Origin of the sequence: Pseudomonas gingeri (assembly GCF_013386165.1) — a bacterium.
In the GTDB taxonomy this organism is placed as follows: Bacteria; Pseudomonadota; Gammaproteobacteria; order Pseudomonadales; family Pseudomonadaceae; genus Aquipseudomonas; species Aquipseudomonas gingeri_C.
Genome location: NZ_JACAOS010000015.1, coordinates 163,748 through 179,751 on the forward strand (window position 1 = coordinate 163,748; position 16,004 = coordinate 179,751).

The 16,004-nt window shown below is 63.9% G+C and carries 12 protein-coding genes; 8 read left to right on the top strand and 4 right to left on the bottom strand.

Annotated features, from left to right (window positions below; all coding sequences use genetic code 11):
* Nucleotides 1–7: 7 nt before the first annotated feature.
* Genes HX866_RS13395 through HX866_RS13430 form a run of 8 tightly spaced genes read left to right on the top strand, consistent with a single transcriptional unit; the run spans nt 8 to nt 11,426 of the window.
* Nucleotides 8–952 carry a DUF58 domain-containing protein gene (locus HX866_RS13395; RefSeq protein WP_177092237.1) on the top strand — a complete coding sequence of 315 codons (945 nt, stop codon included), beginning with the start codon at nt 8–10 and terminating at the stop codon, nt 950–952.
* A complete protein-coding gene (locus HX866_RS13400) occupies nt 949–1,443 on the top strand; it encodes a DUF4381 domain-containing protein (protein WP_121138738.1) in 495 nt (164 codons plus the stop codon). Before HX866_RS13395 ends, HX866_RS13400 begins: the two co-directional genes overlap by 4 nt.
* Nucleotides 1,436–2,512 carry a vWA domain-containing protein gene (locus tag HX866_RS13405; RefSeq protein ID WP_177092238.1) on the top strand — a complete coding sequence of 359 codons (1,077 nt, stop codon included), beginning with the start codon at nt 1,436–1,438 and terminating at the stop codon, nt 2,510–2,512. Before HX866_RS13400 ends, HX866_RS13405 begins: the two co-directional genes overlap by 8 nt.
* Nucleotides 2,512–4,269, top strand: a complete 1,758-nt coding sequence (locus HX866_RS13410; RefSeq protein ID WP_371319260.1) for a vWA domain-containing protein — start codon at nt 2,512–2,514, stop codon at nt 4,267–4,269. The genes HX866_RS13405 and HX866_RS13410 overlap by 1 nt, the downstream gene beginning before the upstream one ends.
* Nucleotides 4,266–5,915: a BatD family protein gene (locus tag HX866_RS13415; protein WP_177139971.1), complete on the top strand. Its 1,650-nt coding sequence runs from the start codon at nt 4,266–4,268 to the stop codon at nt 5,913–5,915. Before HX866_RS13410 ends, HX866_RS13415 begins: the two co-directional genes overlap by 4 nt.
* A gap of 20 nt (nt 5,916–5,935) precedes the next feature.
* A complete protein-coding gene (locus tag HX866_RS13420) occupies nt 5,936–7,180 on the top strand; it encodes an exonuclease SbcCD subunit D C-terminal domain-containing protein (RefSeq protein WP_177139972.1) in 1,245 nt (414 codons plus the stop codon).
* Nucleotides 7,177–10,818 carry an SbcC/MukB-like Walker B domain-containing protein gene (locus HX866_RS13425; protein WP_177139973.1) on the top strand — a complete coding sequence of 1,214 codons (3,642 nt, stop codon included), beginning with the start codon at nt 7,177–7,179 and terminating at the stop codon, nt 10,816–10,818. Before HX866_RS13420 ends, HX866_RS13425 begins: the two co-directional genes overlap by 4 nt.
* On the top strand, nt 10,815–11,426 hold the full coding sequence (locus HX866_RS13430) for a glutathione S-transferase (RefSeq protein WP_177139974.1): 612 nt from the start codon (nt 10,815–10,817) through the stop codon (nt 11,424–11,426). The genes HX866_RS13425 and HX866_RS13430 overlap by 4 nt, the downstream gene beginning before the upstream one ends.
* Before the next feature lie 122 nt (nt 11,427–11,548).
* Here HX866_RS13430 and HX866_RS13435 read toward each other — a convergent pair whose 3' ends face one another.
* The 4 genes from HX866_RS13435 to HX866_RS13450 all read right to left on the bottom strand — a co-directional run bounded on the left by HX866_RS13435 (nt 11,549) and on the right by HX866_RS13450 (nt 15,890).
* The gene (locus HX866_RS13435; RefSeq protein ID WP_121138726.1) at nt 11,549–11,728 is read right to left on the bottom strand and encodes a hypothetical protein; all 180 of its coding nucleotides are present in this window, start codon (nt 11,726–11,728) and stop codon (nt 11,549–11,551) included.
* A gap of 213 nt (nt 11,729–11,941) precedes the next feature.
* Nucleotides 11,942–12,217: a DUF5629 family protein gene (locus tag HX866_RS13440; protein WP_177124456.1), complete on the bottom strand. Its 276-nt coding sequence runs from the start codon at nt 12,215–12,217 to the stop codon at nt 11,942–11,944.
* A gap of 217 nt (nt 12,218–12,434) precedes the next feature.
* Nucleotides 12,435–14,819 (bottom strand): efflux RND transporter permease subunit, encoded by a 2,385-nt coding sequence (locus HX866_RS13445; RefSeq protein WP_177092245.1) that lies wholly within the window; start codon nt 14,817–14,819, stop codon nt 12,435–12,437.
* Nucleotides 14,820–14,837: 18 nt separating this feature from the next.
* Nucleotides 14,838–15,890, bottom strand: coding sequence for a WD40/YVTN/BNR-like repeat-containing protein (locus HX866_RS13450; protein ID WP_177124458.1), 1,053 nt, complete (start codon nt 15,888–15,890; stop codon nt 14,838–14,840).
* Nucleotides 15,891–16,004: the final 114 nt, after the last annotated feature.

Sequence of the window (16,004 nt, forward strand, 5' to 3'; positions counted from 1 at the left end):
CCGGACGATGATCGCGCCCCTGCCCGCCGAGCCCGGCATCCGCACCACCCTCGCCGAACTGATCGAGATGCGCCATCGCGTGCGCGAAGTGCAGCTGTTCTCGACGCCGAGCCAGCGCAGCCCGCTGATCGGTCTGCACCACTCGAAGTTGCGCGGGCGTGGAGTCGACTTCGACCAAGTGCGGGTCTACCAGGCTGGCGACGATGTGCGCACCATCGACTGGCGCGTCACCGCGCGAACCCAGGAACCCCATACCAAGCTCTTTCACGAAGAACGCGAACGGCCGATCTTCATCCTGGTGGAACAAAGCCGCCAACTGTTCTTCGGCTCAGGACTGACCTTCAAGTCGGTGCTCGCCGCCCAGGCCGCGAGCCTGATCGGCTGGGCCGCCCTGGGTCACAATGACCGGGTCGGCGGCCTGGTCTATGGCGACAGCGAGCACTACGAAATCAAGCCGCGGCGCAGCAAGCAAAGCCTGCTGCAACTGCTCAACCGCCTGGTGCGGGTCAACCACTCGCTGCACACCGAAGCCGCCGCCGAGCCCAATGCCCTGGGCCTGGCGCTGATCCGCGCACGCAAGGTGCTACGCCCCGGCAGCCTGGTGATCGTGATCTGTGACGAGCGGGCCCTGAGCGATGCCGCCGAGCAACAGCTCAGCCTGCTCTCGCGCCATTGCGATCTGTTGATGCTGCCGGTCTCCGATCCCCTCGACCATGCCCTCCCCGCTGCCGGCTTGTTGCGTTTTGCCGAACGCGGCGCGCAACTGGAACTCGACACCCTCAACCTGGAACTGCGCCAGAGCTACCGCGCCCAGGGTGAAGCCCGGATTGCCCGCTGGGAGTTGCTGGCGCAGAAACTGCGGGTGCTGCTGATGCCCCTGAGCACCCAGAGCGAAATGGTCGAGCAGTTGCGCGAATACCTGAACCCGCAACGTCCGGGGAAACAGCCATGAGCAGCCTGGAGCAACTGCAACCGCTGATCACCCCGCCGATCCAGGGTTTCTGGCCGCCGGCACCGGGCTGGTGGCTGCTGCTAGCGCTGATTCCGCTGTTGGCTGTCGGTGCGTGGTACCTGCGCCGCTTCCTGCCGGCCAAGCGTCCCGTCGCCCGCGCCGAACAGCCCCTGGACCCGGTTCGCCTGGCGGCCCTGGCGGAACTCGCGCAGTTGCCCAAACCCTACGACGGCGCCCCGGCCGGGGCCTGGTTGCAACAACTCAACGGCCTGCTCAAGCGCCTGTGCCGCAACCATTACCCCTACAGCCAGAGCCACACCCTCAATGGCCGCAAATGGCTGGCCTTCCTCGACAACCGCTGCCCGGCTGCCGGCCTGACCCGCTGGATGGTGCTGGTGGAAGGCGCCTACAAGCCCGAATGCAAGCTCGACGACAAGGCCATCGCCGGGTTGAGCCAGGCGATCGATACCTGGATCCGCAAACATGTTTGAGTTCGCCTGGCCCTGGCTCTTTGCCCTGCTGCCGCTGCCCTGGCTGATGCGCCTGCTGCTGCCCGTGGCCGACAGCGGCGAAGCGGCGCTGAAAGTGAGTTTTCTCGCCGACCTGGAAAGCCTGGCCCGCCGCCGCGCCCGGGTCAGCCTGCCGAGCTGGCGCCAGCAATTGCCCCACCTCCTGCTCTGGCTGCTGTTGCTGTCCGCCGCCGCCCGTCCGCAGTGGTTGGGCGAGCCGTTGCCGGTGGCCGCCAGCGGTCGTGATCTGCTGGTGGCGGTGGACCTGTCCGGTTCCATGGAATACCCCGACATGCGCTGGCAGGACGAAGACATCAGCCGCCTGGGCCTGGTCCAGCACCTGCTCGGCGATTTTCTCGAACACCGCGAAGGCGATCGCGTCGGCCTGATCCTGTTCGGCAGCAAGGCCTATGTGCAGGCACCGCTGACCTTCGACCGGCGCACTGTACGCGTCTGGCTGGACGAAGCGAAAATCGGCATCGCTGGCAAGAACACCGCCATCGGCGACGCCATCGGCCTGGCCATCAAACGCCTGCGCCAGCGTCCGGCGCAAAGTCGGGTGCTGATCCTGGTCACCGACGGTGCCAACAACGCCGGCGAAATCGATCCGATCACCGCCGCGCAACTGGCCGCCGAAGAAAGCGTGAAAATCTACACCATCGGCATGGGCGCCGATCCGCAACAAACCGGCACCCTGAGCATGCTCGGCCTGAACCCGAGCATGGATCTCGACGAACCGGCACTGAAGGAAATCGCCAGCATCACCGGCGGTCGCTATTTCCGTGCCCGCGACGGCGATGAGCTGAAAACCATCAAGGAAACCCTCGACAAGCTTGAGCCCGTCGCCCAGCAGCCAACCCAGGCCCGCCCCGCTCGGGCGTTGTATCACTGGCCCCTGAGTCTCGCGCTGCTGATCAGCGTGTTGCTGGTGATCCGCGAACGCTGGCCGGACAACCTGTTGCAACGCTGGCTCGCACGCCGACAGTTCCTGCCACAGCGCCCGGAATGGCGCCAGCGCCTGGAACGCTTGCGCTTGCGGAGGCGTCGATGATCGCAACCCTCTGGCCCCACTGGTTCCGCCCCGCCTGGCTGTTGGTCCTGCCGCTGCTGGGCTGGCTGCTGTGGCAACTCTGGCACCGGCAGAAACGCGCTGGCCGCTGGCAGATGATCCTGCCGACGGCTTTCCACCGGGTCCTGCTCAATGGCGGCAGCCGCAACAGCAGCAAACTGCACCTGATCGCCCTCGGCCTGGGTTGGACCCTGGCCGCCCTGGCTCTGCTCGGCCCGAGCTGGCAACGGGTCGAAGAGTCCACCCAGAAACCCTTGGACCCGCTGGTGGTGCTGCTCGAACTGACGCCGGACATGCTCGCCACCGACACGCCGCCGAACCGGCTGGAACAGGCCCGCCGCAAACTCTTCGACCTGTTGCACGCCCGCAGCGACTCGCAGACGGCGATCATTGTCTACGCCGGCAGCGCCCACACGCTGGTGCCCCTGTCCGATGACCTCGGTACCAGCCGCAATCTGCTGGACGCGATCAAACCTTCGATCATGCCCGAAGAAGGTCATCGCGCCGACCTCGCGGTGAAAAAGGCCCTGACCCTGCTCGAACGTGGATCCCTCGGCGAAGGTCGCTTGCTGTTGATCGGCTCGTCCCTCAGCGAAGAAGAGCGCCAAGGTATCCGCCAGGCCCTCGAGGGCAAGCCCCACAGCCTGCTGATCCTCGGGGTCGGCACCCGTGATGGCGCACCGGTGGCCCAGGAGAACGGCGGTTTCCTCAAGGACGCCCAGGGCTCCATCCTGGTCCCCCATCTCGATAGCCAGAGCCTGAAGGACTTCGCCGGCGAAATCGGTGGTCGCTACCGCCAGGCCCGCCTGGACGACAGCGACCTGCGCAGCCTCGGCCTACTGGACGGCCCGCGCCACCTGCGCAAGGACGGCCAGACCGTGCAGCTCGACAGCTGGGCCGACCAGGGTTACTGGCTGCTGCTGCCGCTCCTGCTGCTGGCCGCCTGCGCCGGACGCCGTGGCTGGCTGTTCTGCCTGCCACTGTTCTTCCTGTTCCCGCAGCCGAGCCAAGCCTTTGAGCTGACCGACCTGTGGTTGCGGCCGGACCAGCAGGGCCAACAGTTGCTCGAGCAAAAACATCCGCTCGAAGCGGCGGAACATTTCGAAGACCCGCAATGGCAAGGCCTCGCGCTGTATGAGGCCGGCGATTACAGCGCCGCCGCGAAGAAGTTTGCCGAAGGCGACGATGCCAACGCCCACTACAATCGTGGCAATGCCCTGGCCCGCAGTGGTGAACTGGAGGCCGCGCTGGACGCCTACGAACAGGCCTTGGAACGCCAGCCGGACTTGCGACCGGCCTTGCAGAACCGGACACTGGTGGAAGAACTGCTCAGGGAAAAAAAGGCCGCGACACCGGCTGAGCCGAGCAAGACCACCGACCCCGCTGAAACCGGCACCGAACAAAGCGCGGCACAATCGGCTCCGGCCGGCACCAGTTCGTCCAGCACCGCCGCGGCCGAATCCGCGCCCCAGGAGCAGAACCCACCGAGCGGCAATCAACCGCCCGATGCCCAGGCCAGCCAGGCGGGCAATCAGCCGGGCGGCAATGACGTACCGGGCAGCGAACTGGGCGACGAACAGACCACCCACCCGCCCTTGCGGGCCGCCGCCGAGATCATCGACGGTGAACGCCATCAGGCGTTGGAACAATGGCTGCGGCAGATCCCCGATGATCCGGGAGAACTGCTGCGGCGTAAATTCTGGTACGAACAACAGCTCCATCAGGACAAGACCCGATGACCCTGCGCTTCTCCCTGTTCCTTACGCTGCTGCTCTGCGCCAACCTGTCGGCCCATGCCGAGGGCTTGCTGGCCAGCGTCGACCGCACGCGCCTGAACTCCGGCGAGTCGGTGGAGCTGACCCTCGAATCGAAGGATGTCACCCAGTTCGGCAAACCCGACCTGACGCCACTGGACGCGCAGTTCGAAGTGCGCGGCACCCGCCAGGTCAACCAACTGACCAGCCTGGGCGGCGAGAGCCAGGCCACCACGCGCTGGATCGTCACGGTGACGCCGAAAGAAAACGGCAGCGTGGTGATTCCCCCCCTGCACCTGGGCGAACTCAGCAGCGAACCGATCACCCTGCAGATCGTGCAAGGCGAAGAGCAGGCCGTGGCCAGCAACCTGGCGCCGGTGTTCATCGAAACCAGCCTCGACCAGGACGCGGTCTACGTCCAGGCCCAGGCCGTGCTGACCCTGCGTATCTATCACTCGGTGTCGCTGTATGACGACAGCAGCCTCACCCCGTTGCAGATCCCCGACGCCCGCATAGAACAGCTGGGCGAGTCGCGCACTTACGAAAAGCTGATCAATGGCGTGCGTCATGGTGTGATCGAATGGCGTTATGCGATCTATCCGCAGCACAGCGGCGAACTGGCGATCCCCGTGCAGGTATTCAGCGCCACCCTGGTGGACGCCCAGCCGAATCAGGTGCAGGGCCAGGTGCCCCAGGCCGCCAAACCCGGCAAATTGATGCGTGTCAGCTCCACGCCGATACTCCTGCAAGTCAAGCCGCAGCCCGCCACCTGGCCGGCCGACGCCCCCTGGTTGCCGGCCCGCAGCCTGAGCCTCAGCGAAAGCTGGAACCCGGAACCGGATCACAGCCAGGTCGGCGACTCCCTGACCCGCAGCCTGACCGTCAAGGCCGAAGGACTCTCCAGCGGGCAACTGCCGCCCCTGCCGGCCACCACCCTCAATGGCTTGCGCCGCTACCCGGATCAAGCGCAACTGAGCAACCAGAACAGCGAGCGCGGCCTGATCGGCACTCGCGAGGAGCGTGAGGCCCTGGTCCCGACCCACAGCGGCAGCTTCGACCTGCCAGCGGTGGAGGTGGTCTGGTGGAACACCCACGAAGACCATCTGGAGCGCAGCAGTCTGCCGGCGCGGACCCTGCAAGTGGCGAACAACCCGAGCCTGGCGGTGGACACTCCGGTAAGCAGCGCGGCCAACAACGCGCCGCCCCAGCCACCGCTGCTCTGGGCCTGGAAGCTCAGCACGCTGCTCCTCGCCTGCACCACCCTGCTCGGTTTCGGCCTGTGGTGGCGGGCCCGCTCGCAACCGGCGGTGCATCGCGCCGCACAGACCGGCCCGAGCCCACGCACGCTGCTCGATGACCTCAAGCGCACCTGCCTGGCCAACGACCCCCAGGCCACCCGCCAGGCCCTGGATGCCTGGGCCCGGCAGCAACCGGAAACCCTGGCCGACATGGCCGCGCGTTTCGTCACCCTGTCCGATGCGCTGGACGGCCTCAACGGCGCGCTCTACAGCGAAAGCGGCCTGTATTGGCAAGGTGAGGAATTGTGGCGGGCGATCCGCGCGATCCCGGTCGCCGAGCGGGTCCAGGACCCGGTCAGCGACAGCAGCCTGCCGCCGCTCTACCCCAAATAATCGATAAGTTGGAGTTTGCCTTGCGTCTGTTTCACACCTCCGACTGGCATCTGGGCCAGAACCTTCATGGCCAGGAGCGGGATTTCGAACACGCGTGTTTTCTCACCTGGCTGCTGGCCCAACTCGGGCAGCAGCAGCCCGATGTCCTGCTGATCGCCGGCGATATCTTCGACACCGTCAACCCGCCGGTCAAAGCCCAGGAACGCCTCTACGACTTTATCGTCAGCGCCCACGAACAGCAGCCGCTGCTGACCATCGTGATGATCGCCGGCAACCACGATTCCGGTTCCCGCATCGAGCTGCCCGCGCCGCTGATGCGCCGCCTGCGCACCCATGCAGTGGGTCGGGTGCTATGGCTCGACGACGGCCAGTTGGACAGCGAACGCCTGCTGTTGCCATTGCCCGCTGCGAACGGCGAAATCGCCGCCTGGTGCCTGGCCCTGCCCTTTCTGCGGCCCGCCGAAGTCACCGGCACGCAGTTGGGTGACGACTACCTGCGCGGCATCGGCGAGGTGCATCGGCGCCTGATCGCCGCGGCCAACGCCAAGCGCCAGCCGGGCCAGGCCCTGGTCGCCATCAGCCACGCACACATGGCCGGCGGCTCGGTGTCCGAGGATTCGGAACGCAGCCTGATCATCGGCAGCGCCGAAGCCCTGCCCGCGAGCCTGTTCGACGCCAGCGTCAGTTATGTCGCCCTCGGCCACCTGCACAAGCCGCAGAAGGTCAACGGCGAAGCGCGCATCCGCTACAGCGGCTCGCCGATCCCGCTGTCGTTCTCGGAAATCGCCTATCAGCACCAGATCCTCGATATCGTCCTTGAGGGCGAAACCCTGGTCAGCGTCGACAGCCGCCTGATCCCCCGCGCCGTGAACCTGCAGCGCCTGGGTCCCGCGCCCCTTGCCGAGATTCTCGAACAGTTGACGCAGTTGCCCGACGTCGACCTTCTGGCCGACCTGCAACGCCAGCCCTGGCTGGAAGTGCGGGTGCGCCTGGACGAGCCGCAACCGGACCTGCGCCAGCAAGTGGAAACGGCCCTGCAAGGCAAGGCCGTGCGCCTGGTCCGCATCGCGGCCGAATACGCCGGCACCCAGGGCGGCGAAGGCGACACGGACAACACGCAACTGATCAACCTCGATCAGCTCAGCCCCCAGGAACTGTTCAGTCGCGCCTGGCAGGACAGCTATGGCAACCCGGTGGACGAAGCGACCCTGAATGACTTCGCCGTGCTGTTGCAGGAAGTCCAGCTGGAGGGCGAACAGCCATGAAGATCCTCGCCATCCGCCTGAAAAACCTGGCGTCTCTCGCCGGGCCCTTCGAACTGGATTTCACCGCCGAGCCCCTGGCCAGCGCTGGCCTGTTTGCCATTACCGGCCCCACCGGCGCCGGTAAAAGCACCCTACTCGACGCCTTGTGCCTGGCGCTGTTCGGCGCCGTGCCACGGCTCAACAATGCTTCGCGCGACGCCAAGGTGCCGGACGCCGACGGTGAAATCGGCACAGGCGACCCACGTACCCTGCTGCGCCGTGGCACCGGCACCGGCTATGCCGAAGTGGATTTTGTCGGCATCGATGGCCGTCGTTACCGCGCCCGCTGGGAAGCCAACCGCGCCCGGGACAAGGCCGGCGGAAAATTACAGGCCAGCCGCCAGAGCCTGCGTGATCTCGACAGCGATCAACTGCTGGCGAGCCAGAAAGGCGAATACAAGACCCTGCTGGAAAGCCGCCTGGGCCTGAACTTCGAACAGTTCACCCGCGCCGTGTTGCTGGCCCAGAGCGAGTTCAGCGCCTTTCTCAAGGCTGACGACAACGAGCGCAGCGAACTGCTGGAAAAACTCACCGACACCGCCCTCTACACTCGCCTCGGTCGTCGCGCCTTCGACAAAACCAAGCAGGCCCGCGAAGCCCACAAGCTGTTGCTGGACCAGGCCGGTGGCGTCGCGCCCATGGCGGCTGAAGCACGCGCCGAACTGGATGGACGCTTCAGTGAGGCCCAACAGCAACTCAAAAGCCAGCAGGCCCAGCTCAAGCAGTTGGAGTCGCAGCACACCTGGCTCAAGGAGTTGCTGCAATGGCAGGAGCAGCACCAGGCCGCCGTCGAGCAACTGCAAGGCGCCGAACAGGACTGGCAGGCCCGCGGCATCGAACGTCAGCAGCTCGCCCGCCTGGAACAACTGGCCCCTCAGCGGCATCAGTTCGCCCGTGAGCGGCAGCTGAACGAGCAACTGGCGCCACTGGCCGCGCAGATCCAGCAGCATATGGATCAGCAGACCGACTTGCAGGCCCGTCAGCAGCAACTTGAACAGAGCCGGTTGACCGCTCACGCCCAGTTGACCGAGGCCCTGGCCCGGCAAAACGACAGCGCACCACGGCTGCGCCAGGCGTTCGATGAACAGGCCACGTTGATTCACCTGGACAAGGACCTGGGCGATGCCGAGCGACAGAAACTGACCGCCGAACAGGCCAGTGTCGAAGGCCGCACGCAGCTCGGCAACCTGCTCGATCAACAGCAGCAGGTTGCCACGCGCCTGGAACAGATCGCCGGGCAGTTGCAACACAGTGCCGCCCTCGCCCCGTTGAGCGAGGCCTGGAACGCCTACCGCGATCGGTTGCAGCAGTTGATGCTGATCGGCAACCGACTCAACCAGGGCCAGCGCGAACTGGTGCAGTTGCAGACCCGCGTCGTCCACGCCGATCAACAACTGGCCGAGCAACGCGGCGCACTCGAAGTGCTGTACAGCGAAGCCGGGGCGGAACCGGCTGCCGTCGGTGAACAGATCCAGATTCTCGGCAGCCTGCTGCAGGACAATCGCAAGCAACTGCGCGCCTTCGAAGAACTGCAACGCCTGTGGAGCCGCCAACGCGAGCTGGACCAACGCACTGAGCAGTTGCAGGAACGGCTGCAAGGTATCCAGCAGCAACGCGACGAACTCAATCGCGAAGGCTTGCAGACACGGGACGAACTCAAGCTCGCCGAGCAGACCCTGACGATTACCCGGCAACTGCTGGAGCGTCAGCGTCTGGCCCGCAGCGCCAGCGTCGAGGAATTGCGCGGACAGTTGCAGGATGATCAACCCTGCCCGGTGTGCGGCAGCCATGAACATCCCTACCATCAACCCGAGGCCCTGTTACAGAGCCTCGGCCGTCACGATGAGAGCGAAGAAGCCGCGGCACGACAGGCCGTCGACACACTGACGGAAAAGCTCAACCAGCTACGGGAAAAGGTCGGCGGGCTGATTGCCCAGCAGAAAGAGCTGCTCACCCAGCAGGAACAGTTGGCCCTGCAACAACAGGAACTGGCGCCGAGCCTGCAAGCGCATCCGCTGCACGACGCGTTGTTGGAGCAGGACAGCGCTCGCCGCGAGACCTGGCTCAACCAGCAGTTGAACCAGTTGCAGCAGAACATCAATCAGGACGAGCAACGGCAAACCGCCCTGCTCACCCTGCAACAGGATGCCGCGCGGCTCCAGCAACAATTGCAGGCCGCCACCGAGGCCAGCCAGGCCGCGCACCAGCAGTTGCTCGATCAGCAACGCCAGATGGGCACCGACCAGGAGCGACTGGAACAGGAACTAGGCGCCTTCGCCAGCCTGTTGCCGGCCGAGACCTTGCAAGGGCTGCGTGATGATCCGGCGGCGACCTTCATGCAGCTCGATCAACAGGTGGCGCAACGCCTCAACCAGTGCGAACAGCAGCGCGAGGAGCAACAGGAACAGCGCGAGCGCCAGGAAAAGATCGAACTGGAGCAGGTGCGCCAGCAGACCCGCGAGCAGCAATACGAAGAACTGAAACAACGCTGCGCCGTACTGCTTGAACAGCAACAGTCCAGTCAGCACACGCTGGTCGGCTTGATCGGCGAACACGCCAGCGTCGAAGCCTGGCAGCAGCAGATGGATCAGGCGGTGGAACACGCCCGACAGGCCGATGCGTCGGCCAGCCAGCAGTTGCAGGCGCTCGATAGCCAACGCATCCAGCTCGACGCCGACCTCAAGTCTCGCCAGGAACGCCGGCAGGCCCTGGAACAGGAAAGCCTGGAACTGGCGCAGCAGGTTGCAGACTGGCGTGCTCGCCATCCGGAACTGGACGACGCCGGGCTTGAGCATCTGCTGGCCTGCGATGATGAACACATCAGCCAGTTGCGCCAGCAATTACAGCTCAGCGAAAAAGCCGTCGAGCAAGCCCGGGTGTTGCTACAGGAGCGGGAAAAGCACCTTCAGCACCATCAGGCCCAGCACAACGGCCATCTCGATGCAGCGGCACTGGATGTCGCCCTGGCCGATCTGCACAACCAACTGGCGGCCAGCGAACAGCACTGTGCCGAACTGCGCGCGCAACAGAGCGAAGACCAGCGCCGCCAGGACGCCAACCAGGAGCTGCAACAACGGATCGCCGAGGCCAACAGCGAGTATCAGCGCTGGGCCCGCCTGGACGCGCTGATCGGCTCGGCCACCGGCGATCGCTTCCGCAAACTGGCCCAGGCCTACAACCTCGACCTGCTGGTGCACCACGCCAACGCGCAATTGCGCCAACTGGTGCGGCGTTATCGCCTCAAGCGCGGCGGCAGCATGCTCGGATTGCTGGTGATGGACACCGAGATGGGCGACGAACTGCGTTCGGTGCATTCGCTGTCCGGCGGCGAGACCTTCCTGGTCTCCCTGGCCCTGGCGTTGGGCCTGGCGTCGATGGCCTCGAGCACACTGAAGATCGAATCGCTGTTTATCGACGAAGGTTTCGGCAGCCTTGACCCGGAATCCCTGCAATTGGCGATGGATGCGCTGGACGGCTTGCAGGCCCAGGGGCGCAAGGTCGCGGTGATTTCCCATGTGCAGGAAATGCATGAGCGGATACCGGTGCAGATTCAGGTACGGCGCCAGGGCAACGGACTGAGCACCCTGGAGGTGAAATGACGCCGGCCACGCTGTATTCGTTCCGTCGCTGCCCTTACGCCATGCGCGCACGCATGGCGCTGCGCTATTCGGGGCTGGCGGTGAATATCGAGGAGGTCAGCCTCAAGGACAAGCCGGCGCAGATGCTCGCATTGTCGAGCAAGGGCACGGTGCCGGTGCTGGCGTGTGCGGATGGGCGGGTGATCGAGCAGAGTCTGGAGATCATGCACTGGGCCTTGGCTCAGCATGATCCGCAGGATTGGCGACTCAGCCGCGATCCGGCGGCGGCAGAGGCTGCGGCGCTGCTGATCGAGGAGAACGACGGGGTTTTCAAACTGTGGCTCGACCGCTACAAGTATGCGGTGCGTTACCCGGAGTTTCCCATGGAGCACTATCGGCAACAGGGTGGAGAGTTCCTGTTGAAGCTGGACGGTTTGCTTGCGCGTAACGGCCATCTGTTGGCCGAACACCTGAGCCTGGCGGACATTGCAGTCGCACCTTTCGTGCGTCAATTTGCCCATGTGGATCAGGTGTGGTTTGCGCAAGCGCCGTACAAACACTTACAGACTTGGCTGGAGCGGTTCCTGGCTTCGGAACTGTTCAACTCTGTGATGGCCAAGCCTTTGTAGGAGCAAGCTTGCTCGCGATGGACGTCAACGATAACGCGGAAAATCTGATACTCCGCGGTGCTGCAACTACCATCGCGAGCAATCGAGCGTCGACCGGCTGCTCCTACAACGACAACCGATGCTCAGTGTTGGGCTTTGTGATCCAGGGCGGCGTAGAAGTTGGCGCTCTGTTGCAGATACTTCTGGGTGTAGCTCTGGGTGTGGCTTTTAGGGCTGTTGATTTCCACGCTGGCACTGGCAGGCAGGGCCACGGTAGCGGAAACAGCGGAAGCGGCGATGATGGAGAAAAGATTGAAGTTCATGGTGGTCACCCTCGAATGTCAGTTGGCTTGCTTGCCCTTTCAGGCCGTGAGTCAAAAGTACATCCGGAGGCTTCTATCGTTGAAATTCATTGGAGCAGTAGCGGATATCAGCGTCATTAATAGAAGCGCAAGTCCCTGATTCATCAGGGTCTGCGGTCTATTGTCGCAGCTCGCACACCTCGGACGAGGCGCTGAATCGATGGTGCAAACGCCTTACTCTTCTTCGTCGCGACCGGTGAAAGCACTCATGCAGACCAGGCGATGCTCGCTGGAGTCGTCGCTCAGGGTCCAGCTTTGCAGAGCCTCGTCGAAAGTCGCCGCTTCAAGCTGGGCGCGGGTGAAACTCCAGCGCTTCTCGGCCCGGCCATCCATGCATTCGATCAGCAGGCGGTTGTCGTCGAGGGTGAAATCGAAGGCGTGGAGGCCGTCGACTTCAAGCATGTTGCAGGTTTCAAGGACGTTGAGCAGGGTCTCGGTTGCAGCGGTCATGGTGTTCTATCGTGTTTGAGGAAGTGCCCATGATAGGCGATATTGCCCTCCAGCGGAGCCATTACCTGTGGCGAGCGGGCTTGCCCGCGCTCGGCTGCGAAGCAGTCGCAAAACCGATCACCGTGTTCTACCTGACACACCGCGATCACTGGTTTTAGGGCTGCTTCGCACCCCAGCGCGGGCAAGCCCGCTCACCACAAGGGATCTGTACTCGCCCTCAATGGGAAAACAACGACCCACCCACCTTGCCCGCCAGCTTCTCCGGCTTGATCAGGAACCGCGCCAGCGCCGGCAGCAGCCATAGCGCACCAAACATGTTCCAGAGCAGCATGAAGGTCAGCATCAGGCCCATGTCCGCCTGGAACTTGATCGCCGAGAAGATCCAGGTGCAGACCCCGATCGCCAGGCACAGGCCGGTAAACAACACCGCCTTGCCCGTGGATTTCAGCGTCTGGTAATAGGCCTCCTGCAACGGCAAGCCCGCCCGCAGGAAGCTTTCCAGGCGACTGTAGATGTAGATGCCGTAGTCCACGCCAATCCCCACCCCCAGCGCCACCACCGGCAAGGTCGCGACCTTCACGCCGATGCCCATGAATGCCATCAGTGCGTTACCCAACACCGAAGTCAGCACCAGCGGCAGGACAATGCACAAGGTCGCGGCCCAGGAACGGAAGGTGATCATGCACATGGTTGCCACGCAGATGTACACCAGGATCAGGATGGTCAGTTCCGACTCCTTGATCACTTCGTTGGTGGCCGCCTCGATCCCGGCGTTACCGGCGGCGAGAAGGAATTCCAGGCCGTCCTTGTTGTTCTCCTTGGCGAAGTCCTGCACCGCATGTACCGCGCGGTCGAGGGTCGCGGCCTTGTGGTCGTTGAGGAACACCAGCACCGGGGCCAACGAGCAATTGTTGTTGTACAAGCCATCAGCCCGAGAAATGGAGTTGTTCAGCACATCCGGGTTGCGCGACAGGGTTTCCCATTTCAGGTTGCCCTCGTTCATGCCCTTGATCATCTGCTTGGACACGGTCACCAGGGAAATCGCCGACTGCACGCCCTCGGTGTTCTGCATCTTCCACATCAGTTCGTCGATGGGCGCCATGGCTTCATAGTGCGAACAGCCCTCGGGCGGTGTCTTGACCATCACCACCAGCACGTCGGAACTGGTGGAGTAGTTATTGATGATAAAGCGGTTGTCCTTGTTGTAGCGTGAGTCAGGACGCAGCTCCGGCGCGCCCTGGTCGAGGTCGCCGATCTTCAGGTTCTGCCCGTACCAAAGGCCACCACCCAGGGCCAGCAGGGCCAGGACGATGGACACCGGAGCCACCTTGGGGCTGGCGAAGTTCGCCAACAGGCGCCAGAACGAATGCTCGCGGGTCGCATCCTTCTTGCTGCGCTCGACCGCCCGCTTGCTGATGCCCACATAGGAGATGGCCACCGGCAGCAGGATCAGGTTGGTGAACACGATCACGCCCACGCCGATGGACGCGCCGATGGCCAGTTCGCGGATCACCCCGATATCGATGATCAGCAGGGTGATAAACCCCACGGCATCGGCGAGGATCGCAATCATCCCCGGCAGGAACAGTTGCCGGAAGGTCCGCCGGGCCGCCGTCAGGGCATTGTCGGCGTCGCTGGATTGCAAGGCGATACCGTTGATCTTCTGCACGCCATGGGAAATGCCGATGGCGAAGATCAGGAACGGCACCAGCATCGAGTAAGGGTCCAGACCGAAGCCGAACGCGTGCATCAGCCCCAGTTGCCAGACCACCGCCACCAGGGTGGTGATCAGCACCGCGACGGTGCTGCGGATGCACCGGGTGAACCAGTACAACAGCACCAGGGTGATGATGAAGGCAACGCCGAAGAACAGCACCACCATGACCAGGCCATCGATCAGGTCACCGACCTTCTTGGCGAAACCGACGATGTGCACCTTCACATTGGGGTTCTGTGCTTCGAACTTGTCGCGGATCTTCTCTTCGAGCTGGTGGGAGAATTTCTGGTAGTCGAGGGCCAGCAACTTGCCCTGGTCCTGCGGGTCCGGGTAGGACTCCAGCAGCGGGATATCGACGATGCTCGACTTGAAGTCGTTGGCCACCAGGCGGCCGACCTGGCCGGACTTGAGCACGTTGTTGCGCAGTTTTTCGAGGCTGTCGGCCGAGCCGTTATAGCTCTGCGGGATCACCTCGCCGCCGGCAAAACCTTCTTCCGTCACCTCGGTCCAGCGCACGCTGGGGCTCCACAGGGACTTGAGGCCGGAGCGATCGACACCGGGGATATAGAACACCTCGTCGTTGACCTGACGCAGGGTCTCCATGTACTCCTTCGTGAAGATATCGCCGTCCTTGGCCTCCACCGAAATCCGTACGGTGTTGCCCAGGTTGGCGAGGTCGTTGCGGTGCTCCATCATCTTTTCAATGAAAGGATGTTTGAGCGGAATCATTTTCTCGAAGCTGGTGGACGGCCGGATCAGCGTGGCCTGCCAGAACAGGAAGACACTGACCAGCAGGCAGATGACGATCACCGCCGGGCGGTTGTTGAAAATCAGGCGTTCGAGAAACGTCGCCTTGTCTTGATGATGACTTTGCTGACTGTTCATACATTCCCGCCTTTCTTGTTATTGGCCCAGCTCAGCGCCCGTGGGCGTGGTGGTGTGGGCGCCGCCCTGGCCGACGAGGATCAGGTTGCCGTTGCCGGCCGCCGTCACCGCCGACAGGGAAATCCGGTCGGGACGGTTGAACACGCTGAAGGTCACGCCGTCATCGCTGCTGCGGATCACGCTGCCGCCGTTGCCGACAATCACCAGCGAGCCGTCGGCCAGCAAGGTCGCACCGGACAGACCGAACTCCAGGGCGCCACGGGCCGCCTTGAGTTCAACCGGCTCCCAGCTGCTGCCGAAGTCGGTGGAGCGGTAGAGATTGCCGCGCAAGCCGTAGGCCAGCAGCGTGGAGGGTTGGGCGGTGCCGATCACGCCGAACAACGAGCCCTGGTAAGGGCCGTCGACGTGTTCCCAGGTCTGGCCCCAGTCGGCGGAGCGGAACATGCTGCCCTGCTCGCCGACCACGAACAGCCCGGCGTCCTTGACCGCAGCGATGGCGTTGAGGTGGAACTGGTCGGGGTTGTCGATACGCTCGCTGACGTTTTCCCAATGCTGGCCGCCATCGGTGGTTTCCAGCAGGGCCCCGTAGGCGCCCACGGCAAAACCGCTGCTGGCGTCCTTGAACCAGATATCGAGCAACGGCGCTTCACGCTTGAGGTCCTGGAACTGGCGGGTCCAGGTGGCGCCGCCGTCAACGCTGGCGAGGATTTGTGCATCGTGGCCGACGGCCCAGCCGTGCTGGTCATCGACGAAATAGACGGCGGTGAGCATCTGCCGGGTTGGGACCCGGGCCTGGGTCCAGTGGGCGCCCTGGTCATCGGAAAAGACAATGTGCCCGCGATCGCCAACGGCCACCAGGCGCTTGCCGGCGTGGACCACATCAAGCAGCAGGCTTTTGCTCGCCTTGGAAGATTCGATGGAGTAGACCGTATCGGCGGCGGTGGACGCCGCCGCGTATGCGCTGGCCGGCAGTGTCGCCAGCCCCGACAGCGCCAGTGCCGTCACCAGCAATGCCGCACCGCGCCATGTCGGCGGACAGCCAGAACCCGTAGGCCTCACAGGCTCATTCATAGACCTTTCTCCCCATTATTATTGTCAGGTCATCCAACCTATCAGGGCGCCTTCGAGGGCATTTTCATGATTGCCGGATCGTCTGAAACCGGCAATCTAGAGCCCCTTCTAAAG

Bases quoted from the DNA above. Each gene is read 5' to 3' on its own strand.
- HX866_RS13405 (WP_177092238.1), top strand. From the start codon at position 1,436: ATGTTTGAGTTCGCCTGGCCCTGGCTCTTTGCCCTGCTGCCGCTGCCC.
- HX866_RS13440 (WP_177124456.1), bottom strand. From the start codon at position 12,217: ATGACCGCTGCAACCGAGACCCTGCTCAACGTCCTTGAAACCTGCAAC.
- HX866_RS13445 (WP_177092245.1), bottom strand. From the start codon at position 14,819: ATGAACAGTCAGCAAAGTCATCATCAAGACAAGGCGACGTTTCTCGAA.
- HX866_RS13415 (WP_177139971.1), top strand. From the start codon at position 4,266: ATGACCCTGCGCTTCTCCCTGTTCCTTACGCTGCTGCTCTGCGCCAAC.
- HX866_RS13435 (WP_121138726.1), bottom strand. From the start codon at position 11,728: ATGAACTTCAATCTTTTCTCCATCATCGCCGCTTCCGCTGTTTCCGCT.
- HX866_RS13425 (WP_177139973.1), top strand. From the start codon at position 7,177: ATGAAGATCCTCGCCATCCGCCTGAAAAACCTGGCGTCTCTCGCCGGG.
- HX866_RS13395 (WP_177092237.1), top strand. From the start codon at position 8: ATGATCGCGCCCCTGCCCGCCGAGCCCGGCATCCGCACCACCCTCGCC.
- HX866_RS13400 (WP_121138738.1), top strand. From the start codon at position 949: ATGAGCAGCCTGGAGCAACTGCAACCGCTGATCACCCCGCCGATCCAG.
- HX866_RS13430 (WP_177139974.1), top strand. From the start codon at position 10,815: ATGACGCCGGCCACGCTGTATTCGTTCCGTCGCTGCCCTTACGCCATG.
- HX866_RS13450 (WP_177124458.1), bottom strand. From the start codon at position 15,890: ATGAATGAGCCTGTGAGGCCTACGGGTTCTGGCTGTCCGCCGACATGG.